Consider the following 17,000-nt stretch of genomic DNA (forward strand, 5'->3'; position numbering starts at 1 on the left):
CATGCTCGCCCCCTCTCACGCTTGATGCGGTGCGCGAGCGCGCGCCCCCGCACTGGAGGCCGATGTGAAGCTCCACACCTGCGCCCACCTGCTGTCGCTGTCCGCGCTCCTGGCGCTCGGATGCCACTCTCCCGTGGACGACGCGGGATCCACGGTGCCCGACGCCTGCGAGGCCACGCCGCCGGTGCTGGCGCCCCAGAAGACGGACATCCTCTTCGTCATCGACAACTCCGGCTCCATGCAGGAGGAGCAGCAGGGCATCGCGACGGAGCTGCCCGCCTTCCTGGCCGCGCTCAAGGAGGGCAGCGGGGTGACGCAGGACTTCCGCGTGGGGGTCATCACCACCTCCGTGTACCAGCGCCTGCTCCTGGCGAACGGCTCGGACACCATCCGCTCCTTCCCGGATCAGGAAGGCCGCCTGCAGCCGGTGAAGGACGAAGCGGGCGTGCCCACCGCCGAGCGCTTCATCGAGGGCACGGATCCGCTGCTCCTGGACAAGTTCCAGCGCCTGGTGAACCAGGGCACGTCCGGCAGCGGGCAGGAGACGCCCTTCGAGGCGGTGCGGCTGGCGGTCGCCTCGCCCCTGGCCACCCGGCCGATGTCGGAGGGCGGCAACGCGGGCTTCCTCCGGGACGGCGCCCGCCTGCTGGTGGTGGTGGTGTCCGACGAGGAGGACTGCAGCTCCACGCAGCGGCCGCCGCCGGTGACGCTGGGGCAGGACACCTCCGTGGACTCCTGCACCGTGCAGGGGGACAAGCTGACCCCGGTGGCGGAGTACTACCAGGCCTTCCAGGGGCTGCATGACGGCACGGGCGCGTCGCGCGAGGTGCTGTGGGCCACCATCGGGCCGGTGGCGCTGACGGACAAGCGCGCGGAGCTGACGACGGAGCTGGTGGGGAGCACGACCTACGTGCGCAACGTCGACTGCCCGACGTCCTACGGGCCCGGCTACCGGCAGAGCGCCATGGCGAAGGCGTTCGACGCGACCCGGGCGAACCTGGATTCCATCTGCAAGCCGAGCTACCAGCAGACGCTGCTGGACATCGCGGCCCTGGCCACGGTGGCGCAGAGCGTGGACGTGGTGAACCTGCCGGATCCGCGGCTCGCGGTGGTGTACGTCACGCGCGCGGACGGCTCCGTGCAGACGTGCACGGCGGCCAACGGCGACTTCCGCTACGAGCCCTCCGGCGAAGACCGCTCCGCGCGCCTCTTCTTCCTGGGCCCGTGCCTGCGGCGCGTGGGCGACACGAAGGTGGAGGTGAAGGTGCTGTGCGCCGGGTAGCCCGGAGCTGATCCGCGCGCCGCACCCGGAGGGCCCCGCGAAGCACGCGGGGCCCTTCTTCTTTGGCGTGGCGCATGACCTGTCATGTCCGGTGCCGGGTGAAGTGACGCGCGCGGATCCGACTCCTCCCGTCGAGCGGAGCACCCGACGCGACAGGTCCCACGCGCTCGGAATGCCGCCTGCTTGGGTGTCAGACGGCTTCGGATACTGGCCTCATGCGCGCACCGGTGGCGGGTGCGCGGGCGATGAGGAGGCGGCATGAGCGCGGCGGTGGAGCGGTCGGGGTTGGGGGTGGTGGAGGAGCTGCGTGAACGGATCCGCCAGTTGCAGGCGGCGCCCCGGCGCGCGCTGTCGGTGCTGCGCACGGGCGTGGACGCGGTGGACGCGCTCTTGCCGCAGGGCGGCCTGCCGCTGGGGACCTCCGTGGAGCTGTGCGGCGAGGCCGCGTCGGGGCGCACCAGCCTGGCGCTGCGCGCGGTGGCGTCCGCGCACCGGGAGCTGCGCCTGTGCGCGTGGGTGGATGGTCCGAAGGAACTCTATCCCCCCGCCGCGGCGGCGCTGGGCGTGGACCTGGAGCGGCTGCTCGTCGTGCGGCCCCGGGCCTTCGCGCAGCGGGTGTGGTCCACCGTGCAGCTCGCGCGCAGCGGCGCCTTCACGGCGGTGGTGTTGGATCTCACGCACGGCGTGGGCGCCCCGGGGCGTCCGGAGCGACTGGCGCTGACGGAGGCGCGCAAGCTGGTGGACGCGGCGGCGCGGGGCGGGACGCTGGTGCTGCTGCTGACGTCGCCGGAGGCGCCCGCGGACGGGCTCGCGCGGCTGCGGCTGGAGGCCCGGGGCGTCCAGGGCTGGTCCGTGGAACTGGAGCGCAGCCGGGGCGGGGGCGTGGGGACGCGCGTCGTGCGCCCCTGGCGGGAGCTCTACCCGGAGGTGGGGCTGGAGGCCGGGGCGAGGATGCTGGACGCGGACGTGGCGCAGGCCGGGGACGCGGGGCCGGGCTTCTACCGCGACCCGGGCGACCGCGTGCGCAACGGCCTGGGCATCCTGGGCCAGCGGCCCGGCCGCGACGCGCCCATGCCCTCGCTGGGTGACGCGCTTCCCGGGCCGTCGTCGGGCTGCTGAGGACGGTGGGCCATGCGGAGGGGCTACCTGCACGTCATGCGCTTCCCGGTGCAGCGCAAGGTCATCGAATCGCCCGCGCTCGCGGGCCAGCCGCTGGTGCTGGTGGAGGAGGTGCGCGGCCAGCGCCGGGTGGCCTTCGCCTCCACGCGCGCGCTGAAGGCCGGCGTGCGGCCGGGGATGACGCTGACGGCGGCCACGGCGCTGGAGCCGGGGCTGCGGCACTTCCCGTACCGGCCGAAGGACGAGGCCCAGGCGCTGGCCGCGCTGGGGGAGTCGTTGCTCGGCCTGTGCCCGGGCTTCCAGCGCGACGCGCCGGACGGGCTGTGGTTCGACGCGAGCGCGGCGCCCCTGGTGGGAGGGGAACCGGAGCTGGGCGCGCGCGTGCTGGAGGTCTGCGCGGAGCAGGGCTACCGGGCGCACGTGACGGTGGCGTCGGAGGCGGTCACCTCGCGGGTGCTGGCGCGGCATGGCTCCCGGCGGGTGGAGGTGGTGCCAGAGGGGCAGGGCGCCCGGGCGCTGGCGCCGCTGCCGCTGGGCGCGCTGGAGGACGCCGCGGCCAGGGCCTTCTCCGTGCTGGGGCTGTCCACGCTGGGGGAGGTGGCGGCGCTGCCCGCCGGGGCGGTGACGGCGCGCGGAGGCGCGGGCGCGGCCCGGGTCCACGCGCGGTGCCGGGGCGTGGACGACACGCCCTTCACGCCGGAGCCACTGGAGGAGGCGCTGGAGGACCGGGTGGTGCTGGACGCGCCCGCGGACACCTTCGAGCCCGTGCAGTTCGCGCTCAAGACGCTGTTGGACCGGCTGGGCGCGCGGCTCTCCGGGCGGCAGCGGGCGGCGGTGCGGCTCACCTTCGTGCTGCGCCTGGACCCCACCGGCGAGGCCCAGGTGCCGCTCTTGCTGGCGCGGCCCACGGCGCGCGCGAAGCTGCTGCTGGACCTGGCGCGGCACCGGCTGGGGGAGCTGCGGCTGGAGCGGCCGGTGGCGGAGGTCGCCGTGCGGGTGGACGCGCACGACGAGGACCTGGGTCAGCAGCTCGCGCTGGGGGACGCGCCGGAGGGGGACGCGGCCCTGGAGGCCGTGCTGTCGCGGCTGGCGACGACGCTGGGCGAGGAGGCGCTGTTCGCCGCGTCCCTGGAGCCGGTGCACCGCCCGGAGTCCGCGCACACGGCCCGGGCCTTCCACCCTCCGGAGACGCGGCGCGGCCTGCTGTCCTCCCCGGCTTCCCAGGCTCTTTCGACTCCTTCGTCCCTGGCGCCGGAGCCCACGGCCCCCATCACCGTCTGGCGTGAGACGGGGGCGGCCCGGGAGCGGCCGTCGCGGCTCCTGGCCCAGCCAGCCCGGCTGGACGCGGAGGTGGCGGCGTCCGGGGAGATGCTGGCGGCGCGGCTCGGGGGACGGCGGCACCGGGTGACGGCGATGGCGGGGCCGGAGCGCCTGGGTGGTGAGTGGTGGACGGACACCCCGTACCAGCGGGACTACTACCGGGTACACTTCGAGGGGCTGGGGCCCGCCTGGGTGTACCGGGACGGGCGGGACGGGGGCTTCTACCTGCAGGGGTTGTTCGATTGACGGGCGGGCGGTGCGGTCGGGGTGGAGGCCCCGCCGCTTGTGGCCTAGCGTGACGGCATGCGCCCCGCACGACTCCTCCCGCTCCTCCTCGTGTCCCTCGTCCTCCCGGCCTGCGCCGCCCGGCAGGTGCGCCCGCAGGGAGCCATCCGCAAGGTGGTGGTGGTGGCGGGCTCGCGCGTGGACGTGCTGCCGACAGGCACGTTCCGCCAGGACATCATCGGTGAGAGCAACCCGCGCACGGTGCTGGCCCGCCAGACGGAGGCGGAGCTCCTCACGCGCGGCTTCGAGGTCGTGGCCACGCGCCAGTCCCAGGCCCCGGTGCCGCTCACGGACGAGGTGTCGTCCTTCGTCCAGCAGAACAAGGCCGAGGCCGCGGTGGTGGTCATCCTGGACTGGCTGGACGTGTCCGGCGCTTCGGTGCTGGGCCGCGTGGACGTGGTGCTGCGGCTGGGCATGGTGGACCCCAACGGCCAGGTGCTCTGGACGGACACGTTCCGCTCGCAGCCCATCGTGAGCGCCTACCAGTCCGCGACGGACTGGAACTCGTTCCTGCGCCGGGCCGTCATCGACGCGGTGCAGGTGGTGCCGTGACGGCCGGCCTGCTTTCGCGCGGCAAGAGGGGGGCATGCGGGTCCTGGTGACGGGCGCGGCGGGCTTCATCGGCGCCCATGTCTGCGAGCGGCTCCTCGCCCGGGGTGACACGGTGGTGGGCCTGGACGCGCTGGACGCGGCCCCCGGGGACGTGGCGCTGCGGCGCTCGCGCCTCCAGCGGCTGGCTGGCGCGCGCGGCTTCACCTTCCTGGCCGGGGACATCACCGACGCGGCCCGGCTGGGCAAAGCGTTCACGGCCGCGCGTCCGGAGGGCGTGGTGCACCTGGCCGCGCGCGTGGGCGTGCGGGCTCCGGACGCGGAGGCCCCGGCGTACGCGGACACCAACGTGACGGGCTTCGTGCGGGTGCTGGAGGCCTGCCGCGAGGCGCGCGTCCAGCACCTGGTCTACGCGTCCTCCAGCTCCGTGTACGGCGCGGCCACGCCCGCCCCGTTCCGCGAGGACGCGCCCGTGGATCAGCCGCTCAATCTCTACGGCGCCACCAAGCGCGCCAACGAGCTGATGGCGCACGCGTACAGCCACCTGCACCGGCTGCCCGCCAGCGGCCTGCGCTTCTTCACGGTGTACGGGCCGTGGGGCCGTCCGGACATGGCGCCGCTCCTGTTCCTGCGCGCGCTGGCGAAGGGCGAACCCCTGCGGCTGCACGGCGACGGGCGCATGCGGCGCGACTTCACCTTCGTGGACGACGTGGCGGAGGCCGTGCTGCGCGTGCTGGACCGGCCGCCAGCGGGGAGCCCGCCGCACCGGCTGCTCAACGTGGGGCACGGCGAGCCGGTGGCGCTGGGGGACTTCGTGGGCCTGCTGGAGCGGCACTGGGGCGCGAAGGCCCGCGTGACGTCCGTGCCCTCGCAACCCGCGGAGATGGGCTCCACCTGGGCGGACACCTCGCGGCTGGAGGCGGAGACGGGCTTCCGCCCGCGCGTGTCCGTGGACGCGGGCGTGGCCCGGCTGGTGGCGTGGTACCGCGAGTGGCTGGGCACCGCCCGCTGAAGCCGTGCGTGAAAAAGGCGGCGGGCGCCGCCCGGGGCTCGTGAAGACCCCGGCCGACGCCCGCGTGTCCTACGTGCCGGATGGAGGGGCTACGGCAGCACCGCGAGGAACCCCTCGACGAAGGCGTTGTTGTCCTCGCGCAGCTCCATCACGGACTGCTGCGAGTCCACCAGCGCGCCCAGGTAGAACAGCCCGGAGGACTGGTAGCCGGGCAGCGTGGATGTGGAGGTGAAGAGCTGGCGCGTCGTGCATTGCTGCGCGTCCAGCTCGCCCACGTCCAGCTCGCCCAGGGTCACCTGGGTGGAGGAGGAGCCCGGCATCCCGCCCTGGAACGCCAGGGTGGGCTGGGTGGAGAGGATGAGCTCCAGCCGGCCTCCGTTCCACCCCGTGGGGGCGGTGCCCTGGTTGCAGACCGTCACGGTGGTGGCGAACAGCTCGCCGCTGCGCACGGCGAACGGCGCGGTGACCTCCGTGACGACCAGGTCCGGCGCGAACCCCACGCCGATGCGGCCCCGCACGAAGGCGTTGTTGTCCGTGCGCAGCTCGGCGGTGGCGTCCCAGGCGCGCACGAAGGCCCCCAGGTAGAGGGGCACTTCCGGCTGCGCCGTGGGCGGCGGAGTGGCGTGGAGGGTGCCTTCCCGCGTGGCGCATGCGTTCTCCGGCAGGGGGGGAATCTCCACCGTGCCCGCCAGCGACACCCCGGAGGCCGGGTCCATGGACCCACCGGGGAAGGTCAGCTCCAGCGGGGTGGCCGTCGTGGAGAGGAAGAACTCCACCATCTGGGAGGAGGACGACTGCGTGCCCTGGTTGCAGACGGTGACGGGGACCTGCGCCTGTGCCCCGGGCTCGAGGTTCGCCGGCCCGCCGATGGCGGTGACGACGAGGTCCGGCGCGGACCCCACGCCGACGCGCGGCCCGACGAAGGTGTTGTTGTCCTTGCGCACCTCCAGGATGCCCCAGTTCCGGTCCACCATGGCCCCCACGTAGTACGTCCGCGGCTCCGACCCGCCGGTGGGCCCGTAGTAGTTCCCGCTCACCGAGGTGGAGCTGCAGGCGTGCGCTCCCAGTCGCGGGACGTAGACCTCGCCCAGCAGCTCTCCGGGCGCCGCAGGAAGCGCGCCCATCGCCGGCAGGGACAGCGCGGGGTGGGTCAACAGGTGCAGCGTCACCTGCACCCCGGCCGGTGTGGGCTGGGAGCCCTGGTTGCAGACGGTGACGGTGGTGGTGAAGGACCGGCCCTCCTGGATGCTGGCGGGCGGCGTCACCCCGGTGATGACCAGGTCGGGATCATTGCCCACGCCCAGGCGTCCCCGCGCGAAGATGTTGTTGTCCTCGCGCAGCTCCATCCGGTTCTGGAACGGATCCACGGCGGCGCTCAGGTACACGGGCTGCTCGGGCAGGGACCCCGGAGGCATGGTGGCGGACATCATCCCCATGGAACTCACGCACTGACCGGCCTGGAGCGGCGCGACGTTGAGGTACCCCGCCACGAACTGGCTGGGGGTGGGGAACGGCGCGGGCGAGCCCGGCGGGGCCAGGGTCCAGGTCTCCTCGGTCGACACGACGAGCGCCACTTCGGTGGAGCTCGCGTCGTCGGTTCCCACGTTGCAGACGCGCACGCTGGCGGCGAACGGCTCCCACGGCGCGACGGTGGCGGGGGCCTCCAGCGAGGTGACCACCAGGTCCGCCCCGTTGCCCACGCTCAGGGGGCCCGCCACGCGGGTGTTGTTGTCCCAGCGCAGCTCCTGCGTCATCGCATCCGGGTTGACGACGGCTCCCAGGTACAGCGGACGGAACGGAAGCGCGTCGGGCGGAGTGCCCGCCTGTCCGGCGACCTGCTGCGTGTGGCAGGCGCCCGCGTTCAGCGTCGGCAGGGTCACGTCGTTCACGGTCAACCGGCCGCCCATCGGCATGGGCATGGGCTGGGAGGGCAGGGGGCTCGGAGCGGTGAGGGTGTCATCCACGCTCAGGTAGACCGCCACGCGCGAGCCGCCCGGCGTCGGCTCCGTGCCCACGTTGCAGACCTTCACGGTGCTGGTGAAGGACTCCCAGGGCCGCACGCTGGCGGGCCCCGAGAGCTCGGCGACGACGAGGTCCGGCCCACTGCCCAGTCCCACGGTGCCCGCGGCGAAGCCGTTGTTGTCCACGCGCGGCTCGGGCCCCTGCAGGTCCACGACCGCGCTCAGGTTCAGGGGCAGCTCGAACGGCGAGGGCGCCGCGTCAAGGGGAGCCCGGGCCATGAACGTGGAGCGCTGGGTCGTGCACTGCCCGGGCCCCAGCGGCATGGACGGCTCGGCCCGGCCCAGGAAGGCGTAGGCCCGCGGCAGCTCCGAGAACACAGGCGGGGCCGGCGGCGGCCGCGACACGGGCGGCGCCAGCTCCGTGGAGAGGAACAGCGAGACCCCGTAGGCGTAGGAGGACGCGGGGGAGAACCCCTGGTTGCAGACCGTGTAGGTCGCGGTGAAGGACTGGCCGTCGCGGAGGTTCGCGGGGGCCTGCACGCCGGTCACCACGAGGTCCGCTTCCGGGCCCGTGCCCACCCACCCCTGGGTGAAGGTGTTGTTGTCCTCGTTCAGCTCCGGGACGTACGCGAACGGGTCGATGGCCGCGCCCAGGTACAGGGGCTGACCCGGCTGCGCATTGATGGGCAGCTGGGAATAGCCATTCACCAGCACCGTCTGGCATTGGCCGGCGGCCAGGGAGAACACCGCCGCCCCGCCCGCCGGGGCCTGGGTCCACTCGGAGTAGGGCCCGTTCGGGGACGGAGGCGCCAACGTGTCTTCCGTGGAGAGGAACAGCTCCAGGTGGGCGGCGCCCTGCAGGTCGCCGGTGCCCACGTTGCAGACCCGTGCCTCGGCGGAGAACGGCGAGGACGGCGCGAGGTTGGCGGGCGCCTTCAGCGAGCGCACCACCAGGTCGGGGCCATGGCCCACGCCCACGATGCCCCTCGTGAAGGTGTTGTTGTCGTCACGCAGCTCCGGGACGGACAGCATGCTGTCCACGCGCGCGCCCAGGTACAGCGTGTCGCCCGGCTGGGAGGCCTGAGGCGGGGACGCGGCGCCGAACACCGGCAGCGTGACGCACCGTCCGGCATCGAGCCCCGGCGCCTGCGTCTGGCCGACGAAGGACTCCGTCTGGGAGCCGGGCTGCTGCGAGGCGGACAGCGACGCCTCCGTGGACAGCAGCACGTCCGCGCGCACCTCCTGGGCGCGCTCCGTGCCCACGTTGCACACCGTCACGGAGGCGGAGACCGGCATCCCCCATTCGATGTTCGTGGGGCCTGTCACGGAGGTGATCACCAGATCGGCCTGGTCCCCCAGGCTCAGCCGGCCCGCGACGCGCGTGTTGTTGTCCTCGCGCAGCTCGGGGCGCGTCTGGTCCGGGTCGATGATGGCCCCCAGGTACAGCGGCTGCCCGGGCTGGGAGGCCGCGGGGGGAAGCTGCGCGAACGTCTGTGTCCGGAGCGTGCGGCACTGGCCCGCCTCCAGCGACGGCACGGGGACCGAGCCCACCAGCAGCTGGGTCGGCGTCGGCGAGCCGGGCATGGGCAGGCTCAGCGTGTCCACCGTGGAGGTGTAGAGCTCCGCGTGGGTGCTCGAAGAGGGCTCCGTGCCCACGTTGCAGACGCGGACGTCGCTGAGGAAGCCCGCTCCGGGCCGGACGCTCGGGGGCGCATGCACCTCGGAGACCACGAGGTCCGGGCCAATGCCCACGCCCATCAGGCCGCGGACGAAGCCGTTGTTCGTCTCATCCAGTTCCTGCACCTTCCCCTGGGTGTCGACGCTGGCACCCAGGTAGTAGGCGGTGCCGGACTGCCCCGGAGGCGGGAACGCGGTCGCGGGCACGGTGAGCGTGACGCACTGGCGGGCCGCGATGGGGCTCATGTTCACCTCGCCCACCGTGACCTGTTCGGGCGAAATGGGCGGATCGTCGGGGCCGGGCACCACCTGGGTGGGGGTCGTGGACAGGTACACCTGCAGGCGCGTTCCACCGCCGCCCAGGGGATACGCTGTCGCGGGGCCCTGGTTGCAAACCTTCACGGTGGCGGTGAAGGCAGACCCGTCGCGAGCGCTGTCGGGGGCGCGCAGCTCGGTGATGATCAGGTCCGCTTCGTAGTCCAGTGAATGGCTTTGACCGCGGTCGGGGGTCGCCTTGGACGACGCGCCTTCACTTCCGCAGCCGCTGATGACGAGGGTGCCAGCGATGAGCAGACACGCCTGTCTCCATGACGGCAAGAGCCGTTGCATGTGTTCTCCTTTGGGGGATGTGCAATCCACGAGACGCCGGCCGCGCGGGCCGGTCTGACATTGCGAGGAATAAAAGGGGACCGACAAAGGCGAAAAGCCAGGCGCATCAAAAAAACGCGCCGGCGGCGTGGCCTGGAAATGGCAAGCGCCGGCCGGGCTGCGTGGACAGCCCGGCCGGCGGATTCCGGATGAAAGGAATTGCGATTCTTCGCCAGGCTACGGCGTGGCGCTCACGATGAGGGTGCCGCGCACGAAGCCGTTGTTGTCCTTGCGCAGCTCGGACTCGTACAGCCTCGCGGAGGCCCCCAGGTAGAGGGTCGCGCCCGACTGAGCCGCCGGCGGCAGGATGGCGGTGGCGGAGCCCTCCACCAGGACGCACTGGCCCGGAGTCAGGGGCGGGATCTGCACCGAGCCCAGCCGCGACAGGGTGGGCGACTCGACGGGTTCACCCTGGACGGCGGACGCCGGCAGCGTGGCCACCGTGGAGAGCAGCAGGTCCACCACGTGGGACTGCGCGGGCGTCGTGCCCTGGTTGCAGACGGTGACGGGCACCTGCATCGGCGCCCACGGCTGGACCCGGGCCGGCCCGCCCATGGCGGTGATGACGACGTCCGGGGCGAACCCCAAGCCGATGCGCGGACCAACGAACGTGTTGTTGTCCTCGCGCACCTCCGGCACCGCCTGGAAGCGGTCCACGCTGGCGCCCAGGAAGAACGTCTGCGTGCCCGGCATCCCGACGCCCGTCCCGGAGACGAACGCGCTCACCGTCTGCGTGACGCACGCGCGCGCCGCCACGGACGGAAGGGTGGTCTCGCTCAGCAGCTCCTCGGTCGGGACGGGCATGTTCGGGGACGGCATCGGCAGCGAGGGCTTCGTCAGCAGGTGCAGGGTCACCTGGGGACCGGACACGGCCTGGGCGCCCAGGTTGCAGACGGTGACGCCCAGGTTGACCGGCCCGGGCATCGTGCTGACGGGCCCCGTCACCGACGTGATGATCAGGTCCGGCCCGGTGCCCACGCCCAGCCGCCGCCCCGGGGACACGTTGTTGTCCCGGCGCAGCTCCGCCTGGCCCTGGTACGGATCCACGACGGCGCTCAGGTACAGCGGCGCGTCCGGCGCCACGCTCCAGGGGCGGTCCGCGCGCAGCGTCACCGGCAGGTCCTGGCACTGGCCGGCCAGAAGCGGCGGCGCGTCCAACTGGCCCGCCAGGTACTGGCTCGGCGAGGGGAACGGCACCGGCGTGCCCTGCTGCGGCAGCGTCCACTCCGCCTCCGGGGACACGATGAACAGCACCGGGGTCATGTACGAGCTCTCCGTGCCCGTGTTGCAGAGGCGCGCGGTGGCGGTGAACGGCGTCATCGGCGCGACGGTGTCCGGGAACGTCAGGGAGGTGACCGCCAGGTCCGGGCCAATGCCCACGCCCATCCGGCCCGCGACGAACGTGTTGTTGTCCTCGCGCAGCTCCGGCAGGGTCGCCATCGGGTCGACGACGGCGCCCAGGAACAGCGGCTGCTGCGGCGTGGCCAGCGCGGGCGGTGTCGCCGGGCCGGTGAGGCCCTGCGTGACGCAGGCGCCTTCACCCAGCGCCGGCACGCTCACGGTTCCCACGAGCGACAGCGTGCCATCGGACGACGGCGCGCCACCCTGCGCGGTGGGCGCCGGCAGGGTGTTGCCCGTGGCCAGGTAGACGGCCACCTGCGAGGACGTGCCGCTCGGCTGCGTGCCCATGTTGCAGACGCGCACGCTGCTGGTGAACTGCGCTCCGGGCCGCACGCTGGGGGGACCCTGGAGCTCGGTGATGACGAGGTCCGGCCCGTTGCCCAGGCCCACGGGGCCCGCGGCGAAGCCGTTGTTGTCCAGGCGCAGGTCCGACGTGTTTTCGACCACCGCGCTCAGGTTGAGCGTGGAGGACAGGGGCAGGGGCCCCAGCTCCATCGGGCGCAGGGCGTTGAACGTCGCGCTCTGCGTGGAGCACTGGCCCTGCGTGAGCGTCGTGTTCGTGAAGGCCCGGCCCAGGAACGCGTACCCGGGAATGGGGCCGCCGGGCTGCGCGGGGTTCAGCTGGGGCGGCGCCGCGTCCACGGAGAGGTACAGCGACACGCCGTAGGAGGACACGGGGCTGAGGCCCACGTTGCAGGCCGTGTAGCTCGCGGTGAAGACCTGGCCGTCGCGCAGGTTCGCGGGCGCCTTCACGTCGGTGATGACGAGGTCCGCGTCGAAGCCCAGGCCCACCAGACCCTGGGTGAGGACGTTGTTGTCCTCGCGCAGCTCCGGCACGCCCCGGTTCGAGTCGATGACCGCGCCCAGGGACAGGGCCTGGTTCGGCCGTGCATCCGGGGGCTGGAAGGCGATGGCGTCCACCGTCAGCGTCTTGCACTGGCCGGCGGTCAGGAACGGCACGTCCGCGCTCCCCACGGGGACCTGCGTCCGCGAGCCGAATGGCTCGGGGGGCCGCGGGAAGATCACCTCGCCCTGCGTGGAGAGGCCCAACTGGAGCCGGGCGGAGGTGCCCAGGTCGGCCGTGCCCACGTTGCAGACCGTCGCCTCGACGGGGAAGTGCGTCCCCGGCGCGACGTCGGCCTGCGCCTTCAGCGACCGGACCACCAGGTCCGGGCCGTTGCCCAGCCCCACCAGCCCCTGCACGAAGGTGTTGTTGTCCGCCCGCAGCTCCGTGACGAACCGCGGCTTCAACACGCGCGCGCCCAAATACAGCGGCGTGTTCGGCTGCCAGGAGGTGGGCGAGATCGCGCTCCCCTGCGTGGACAGCGTGACGCACCGTCCAGCGTCGAGCCCCGGTCCATCGAAGTGGGCAAGGGGCGTCGCGGTCGCCGGGTCCGGCGTCTGCGCCGGCGGCGGCAACGTGGCCACGGTGGACAGGAGCACGTCCCCACGCACCTCCGGCGCCTGGGTGAAGCCCACGTTGCACACCGTCATGGACACGGGCCCCACGGAGCCCTGCGGGAGGGTGGCGGGGGCCGTCACGCCGGTGATGACCAGGTCGGGGCCGTCACCCACCCCCAGCCGCCCCTCGCCGCGCGTGTTGTTGTCCTCGCGCAGCTCCGGGATGGAGACGGCAGGGTCCACGATGGCGCCCACGTACAGCGCCTGTCCAGGCGTGGCGTTGGGCGGCAGCTGCGCGGAGGCCTGCGTGCGGGTCAGGACGCAGCGCCCCGCCTCCAGCGCCGGCACCAGTGCCTCGCCCACCCGCGCCTGCGAGGCCGGGACGGACCCGGCGACCGGCGCCTTGAGGTTGGCCTGCGTGGAGATGACGACCGCCGCCTGCGTCGGAGGCGAGGAGGCCGTCCCCGTGTTGCAGACGCGCACGTCCGCGATGAAGGCCGCGCCCGGCCGCACGTCCGGCGGCGTCTTCACCTCGGTGACCACGAGGTCGGGCGCCTGGCCCAGGCCCAGCAGGCCGCGGACGAAGCCGTTGTTCGTCTCGTTCAGCTCCGTCACCGCCTGCCGGGTGTCGATGCTGGCGCCCAGGTAGAAGGCGCCGGGGAGCGTCCCGCTGGGAGGTGGCATCGGGTACGCGGTGAAGGTGCGCGTGACGCACTGCTGGGGGTTCACCGGCCCCACGTCCAGCTCACCCACGGTCACCTGCTGCGCCAGCGGAGGCGCGCCGGGCGCGGGCACCTGCTGCGTGGCGGTGGTGGACAGGTACACCTGCAGGAGGTTGGTCCCCTGCTGGGGGTACACGGGCTGCGAGCCCGTGTTGCAGACCGTCGCGGTGACGGAGAACGACTCCCCGGGGCGGGCGGCGTCGGGTGCGCGCAGCTCGGTGATGATCAGATCCGCGCCCTGCTCCAACGCGTGACCCTGACTTCGGACGACGGCCGCGTCGGATGACGCGCCTTCACTTCCGCAGCCGGTGACGACGAGCGTGCCCGTGATGAGCAGACACGCGTGCCTCCATGTCGGCATGAGCCGTGACATGTGCTTCTCCTGATGAAGGTGAGGATTGAACATCCCCACTCGCGCTGGCCGCCTGGCCCGGTTCAACGTCGCGGGGACCTCCAGGGGAATCCCTCAACGGCGCGAAGCCGGTGAAATTCAAACCCGCCGCGACGAATCTCCAGCCAGAAAAGGCAATCGCCGGCCGGGGCTGCTCCCCGGCCGGCGACTCCACCTCGAGCGATAGGAATTCCCGCGGGGGGAGGCCTTACTGCGCCTGGCCGATGGACGTGGCCATCGTCAGCGCGTTGTTGTCCTCACGCACCTCCAGCAGCGCGTTCGGCGCGTCGACGAGGGCGCCCAGGTAGAGGGGCTGTCCGGACATGGCCGCGGGGGGCCGGACCAGGGAGCCCTGCACCGGCAGCGTGGTGCACTGGCCCACGGCCAGCGAGGACACCATGACGCCGCCCACGGGCATCTGGACCTGGGTGTACGGAGGCTGGCCCTGCCCGGGCGTGTAGAGGGTCGTCTCCGTGGAGATGACCAGGTCCAGCGGCACGGAGCCGTACAGGGACATGTTGCCCTCGTTGCACACCTGCACCTGCGCGGTGAAGGCGCTGTACTGCGGCAGGCCCGTGGGCGCCGTCACCGAGCGGACCACCAGGTCCGGGCCGTTGGCCACGACGATGCGCGACGTCACGCGGGTGTTGTTGTCCTCGCGCAGCTCCACCACCTGGTTGGAGGTGTCCACGCGAGCCCCCAGGAGGCGGGGCGTGTTGGGGTCCGCGCTGGGCGCCGTGGACGCGGAGCCGCTCACGGGCGTGGACACGCACTGGCCCACGGCGAGCGGAGGCAGGGAGGCCACGCCGACGGGGGACTCCGAATACGGCGGAGGCGGGAACTGCGTGGACAGCGTCTCCTCCTGGCTCAGGACGCCCATCACCTGCGAGGGCCCCGCCGCATCGGTGCCCACGTTGCAGACCGTCACGGTGAGGGTGAGGGAACCGCCGGGGATGGCGCTGGCGGGGCCGGTGACGTCCGTCACCACGAGGTCCGGGCCATTGCCCACGGTGATGGGGCCGGCGACGCGCGGGTTGTTGTCCTCGCGCAGCTCCACCTGCTGCTGGTTCACGTCCGCATGGGCCACCAGGTACAGCGGCTGCGTCGGCGCGGCCTCCGGCGGGAGGGCGGCGTACACCGTCTTCGCGTACAGCGCGCAGGCGCCCGGCGACAGCGACGACACGTCCACCGTGCCCACCTGCATCTGGGACGGCGGCGGCGGGCCCTGCGGGGGCAGCGTCACGGTGGGTGTGGTGGACAGGAAGAGGCCCACCGTCGAGGCCGGTGCGAATCCGTTGCCCTCGTTGCAGACCTTCACGTCCGTCCAGAACGAGGTGCTGGACTTGATGCTCGAGGGCGCCGTCAGCGTGCGCACGACGAGGTCCGGGCCGGAGCCCAGCCCGAAGCGGGACAGCGCGGACACGTTGTTGTCCTCGCGCAGCTCGAGGATGGCCGCGCGCGGGTCCACGATGGCGCCCACGTAGAGGGTCGGGTTCGGCATGGGCGTCCCGACGGGCACGCCCGCGGTGCCGTTCACCAGCCGGGTGACGCACTCGCGCGGCTCCAGCGCCGGGACGGTGGCCATGCCCATCGGCATGACGGACATGGGGGGCGGCCCGGACATGAGGGCCAGCGAGGGCTCATTCGTGACGTACAGCTCCACCGGCACGTCGGTGGACCGCGTCGTGCCCACGTTGCAGACCTTCGCGGACACCGTGAACGGCCCCGAGGACGGCGCGTTGGTGGGGACGTCCAGCGCGACGACGGTGAGGTCGGGCCGCGAGCCCACGCCCACGAGCGTGTCCGCGCGCGTGTTGTTGTCCTCGCGCAGCTCCACCACCTGGTTGGACAGGTCCACGACGGCGCCCAGGTACAGGGGCTGCTCGGGAGGACTCATGGGCGGAGGGGTGGCGGAGCCCTGCACCGTGCCGGTGGTGCACTGGCCGGTCGCCAGCGAGGGCACGCTGAAGTTCCCCACCGGCGCCTCCGTGACGGGGCGGGGACCCGGCCCTGGGGCCGCCAGCGACGGCACCGTGGACAGGAGCACCATCACGTTGCTCTGGGTGGACGCCGTGGTGCCCGTGTTGCACACCGTCACCTTCGCCTGGAGGGGGTCGCCCTGGCGCACGCTCGCGGGGCCCGTCACGGCGCGGACGGTGAGGTCCGGTCCGTAGCCCACGCCCACGCGGCCCTGCACGAACGCGTTGTTGTCCTCGCGCAGCTCCACCACCTGGGTCGCCCCGTCCACGATGGCGCCCAGGTACAGCGGCGCGCCGGGCGTCGCGGCGGGAGGCGGCTGGGCGTAGGCGGTGAACGGGACCGTGCGGCACTGGCCCGCGGCCAGGCTGCTCAAGGGCGCGCCGCCAAGCATGGACTGCGAGGTGGGGGGCGGGCCGGACGGCGACGGCATCGTCAGCCCGTTCACCGTGGACAGGTACAGGTCCACGAAGCCGCCGGAGCTGGCGTCCGTGCCCACGTTGCACACCGTCGCGGTGGCGCTGAAGCCCTGGTTCGGCACCAGGCTGGGCGGCGCGTCCACCCGGGTGACCACCAGGTCCGGCCGGAGGCCCACGCCCATGGGACCCTTCACGAAGCCGTTGTTGGTCTCATCCGACTCCGGCACCACGTTCTGGGTGTCGATGCTGGCCCCCAGGTAGAGGGGGCCGCTGCCGGTGAAGCTGGTGGGCGGGTTGATCTGGATGTTCAGGGGCTGGGTGACGCACTGGCCCGCGTACGCGGAGCCCAGGGTCACCTGGCCCACGGTGCTCTGGCTGGTGGGGGGCGGCGGCGAACCCGGCCCGGGCACCTGCTGCGTGGGTGTGGTGGACAGGTACACCTGGAGGGTGATGCCGGTGTACACGCTCTGGTCCCCGGTGTTGCAGACCTTCACCGTGACGGGGACGCTCTGCCCGACCTTCGCGCTGTCCGGGGCCTGAATCTCCGTGACGCGCAGGTCCGGTCCGGGGGTGAGCACCGCGGCCTGCTGCTGGAGCGCGGGCGCTTCCTCTTGCACGGAACCGTCCGTGCAACCGGTGAGCGCGAGCGCGCCCGTGATGAAGAGACACGAATGCCGCCATGGCGGCGTACGCCGAGACATACGGACTCCTGGTGTGGGGGGATGCGAAGGAGACGATACAAGCCCGGTGTGACATCCACCGGGCCTGCACCTCTCTTCTAGGAGTGTAACCCCAGCAGGGAAAACATGTTTCAGTCTTTCCCTGACAGACTCTGT

The 17,000-nt window shown here is 72.9% G+C and carries 8 protein-coding genes; 5 read left to right on the top strand and 3 right to left on the bottom strand.

What is annotated here, in order from left to right; all coding sequences use genetic code 11:
• Nucleotides 1–64: 64 nt before the first annotated feature.
• The 5 genes from AABA78_RS15385 (at nt 65) to AABA78_RS15405 (ending at nt 5,567) form a co-directional block, all read left to right on the top strand.
• Nucleotides 65–1,282 (top strand): vWA domain-containing protein, encoded by a 1,218-nt coding sequence (locus AABA78_RS15385; protein ID WP_338263831.1) that lies wholly within the window; start codon nt 65–67, stop codon nt 1,280–1,282.
• A gap of 258 nt (nt 1,283–1,540) precedes the next feature.
• Entirely contained in the window at nt 1,541–2,401 is an 861-nt protein-coding gene (locus AABA78_RS15390) for an ImuA family protein (protein WP_338263832.1), read from the top strand.
• Between the two features lie 12 nt (nt 2,402–2,413).
• On the top strand, nt 2,414–3,967 hold the full coding sequence (locus AABA78_RS15395) for a Y-family DNA polymerase (protein WP_338263833.1): 1,554 nt from the start codon (nt 2,414–2,416) through the stop codon (nt 3,965–3,967).
• Nucleotides 3,968–4,024: 57 nt separating this feature from the next.
• On the top strand, nt 4,025–4,558 hold the full coding sequence (locus AABA78_RS15400) for a hypothetical protein (protein ID WP_338263834.1): 534 nt from the start codon (nt 4,025–4,027) through the stop codon (nt 4,556–4,558).
• A gap of 34 nt (nt 4,559–4,592) precedes the next feature.
• Complete coding sequence (locus AABA78_RS15405; RefSeq protein WP_338263835.1) at nt 4,593–5,567, top strand: NAD-dependent epimerase/dehydratase family protein; 975 nt, start codon at nt 4,593–4,595, stop codon at nt 5,565–5,567.
• Nucleotides 5,568–5,656: 89 nt separating this feature from the next.
• Here AABA78_RS15405 and AABA78_RS15410 read toward each other — a convergent pair whose 3' ends face one another.
• The 3 genes from AABA78_RS15410 to AABA78_RS15420 form a co-directional block, all read right to left on the bottom strand.
• The gene (locus AABA78_RS15410) at nt 5,657–9,814 is read right to left on the bottom strand and encodes a CARDB domain-containing protein (RefSeq protein WP_338263836.1); all 4,158 of its coding nucleotides are present in this window, start codon (nt 9,812–9,814) and stop codon (nt 5,657–5,659) included.
• A gap of 216 nt (nt 9,815–10,030) precedes the next feature.
• Nucleotides 10,031–13,750: a CARDB domain-containing protein gene (locus AABA78_RS15415; RefSeq protein ID WP_338263837.1), complete on the bottom strand. Its 3,720-nt coding sequence runs from the start codon at nt 13,748–13,750 to the stop codon at nt 10,031–10,033.
• A gap of 226 nt (nt 13,751–13,976) precedes the next feature.
• On the bottom strand, nt 13,977–16,865 hold the full coding sequence (locus AABA78_RS15420; protein ID WP_338263838.1) for a CARDB domain-containing protein: 2,889 nt from the start codon (nt 16,863–16,865) through the stop codon (nt 13,977–13,979).
• Nucleotides 16,866–17,000 lie beyond the last annotated feature (135 nt).

The sequence above is a fragment of the Corallococcus caeni genome, assembly GCF_036245865.1.
Classification (GTDB): Bacteria; Myxococcota; Myxococcia; order Myxococcales; family Myxococcaceae; genus Corallococcus; species Corallococcus caeni.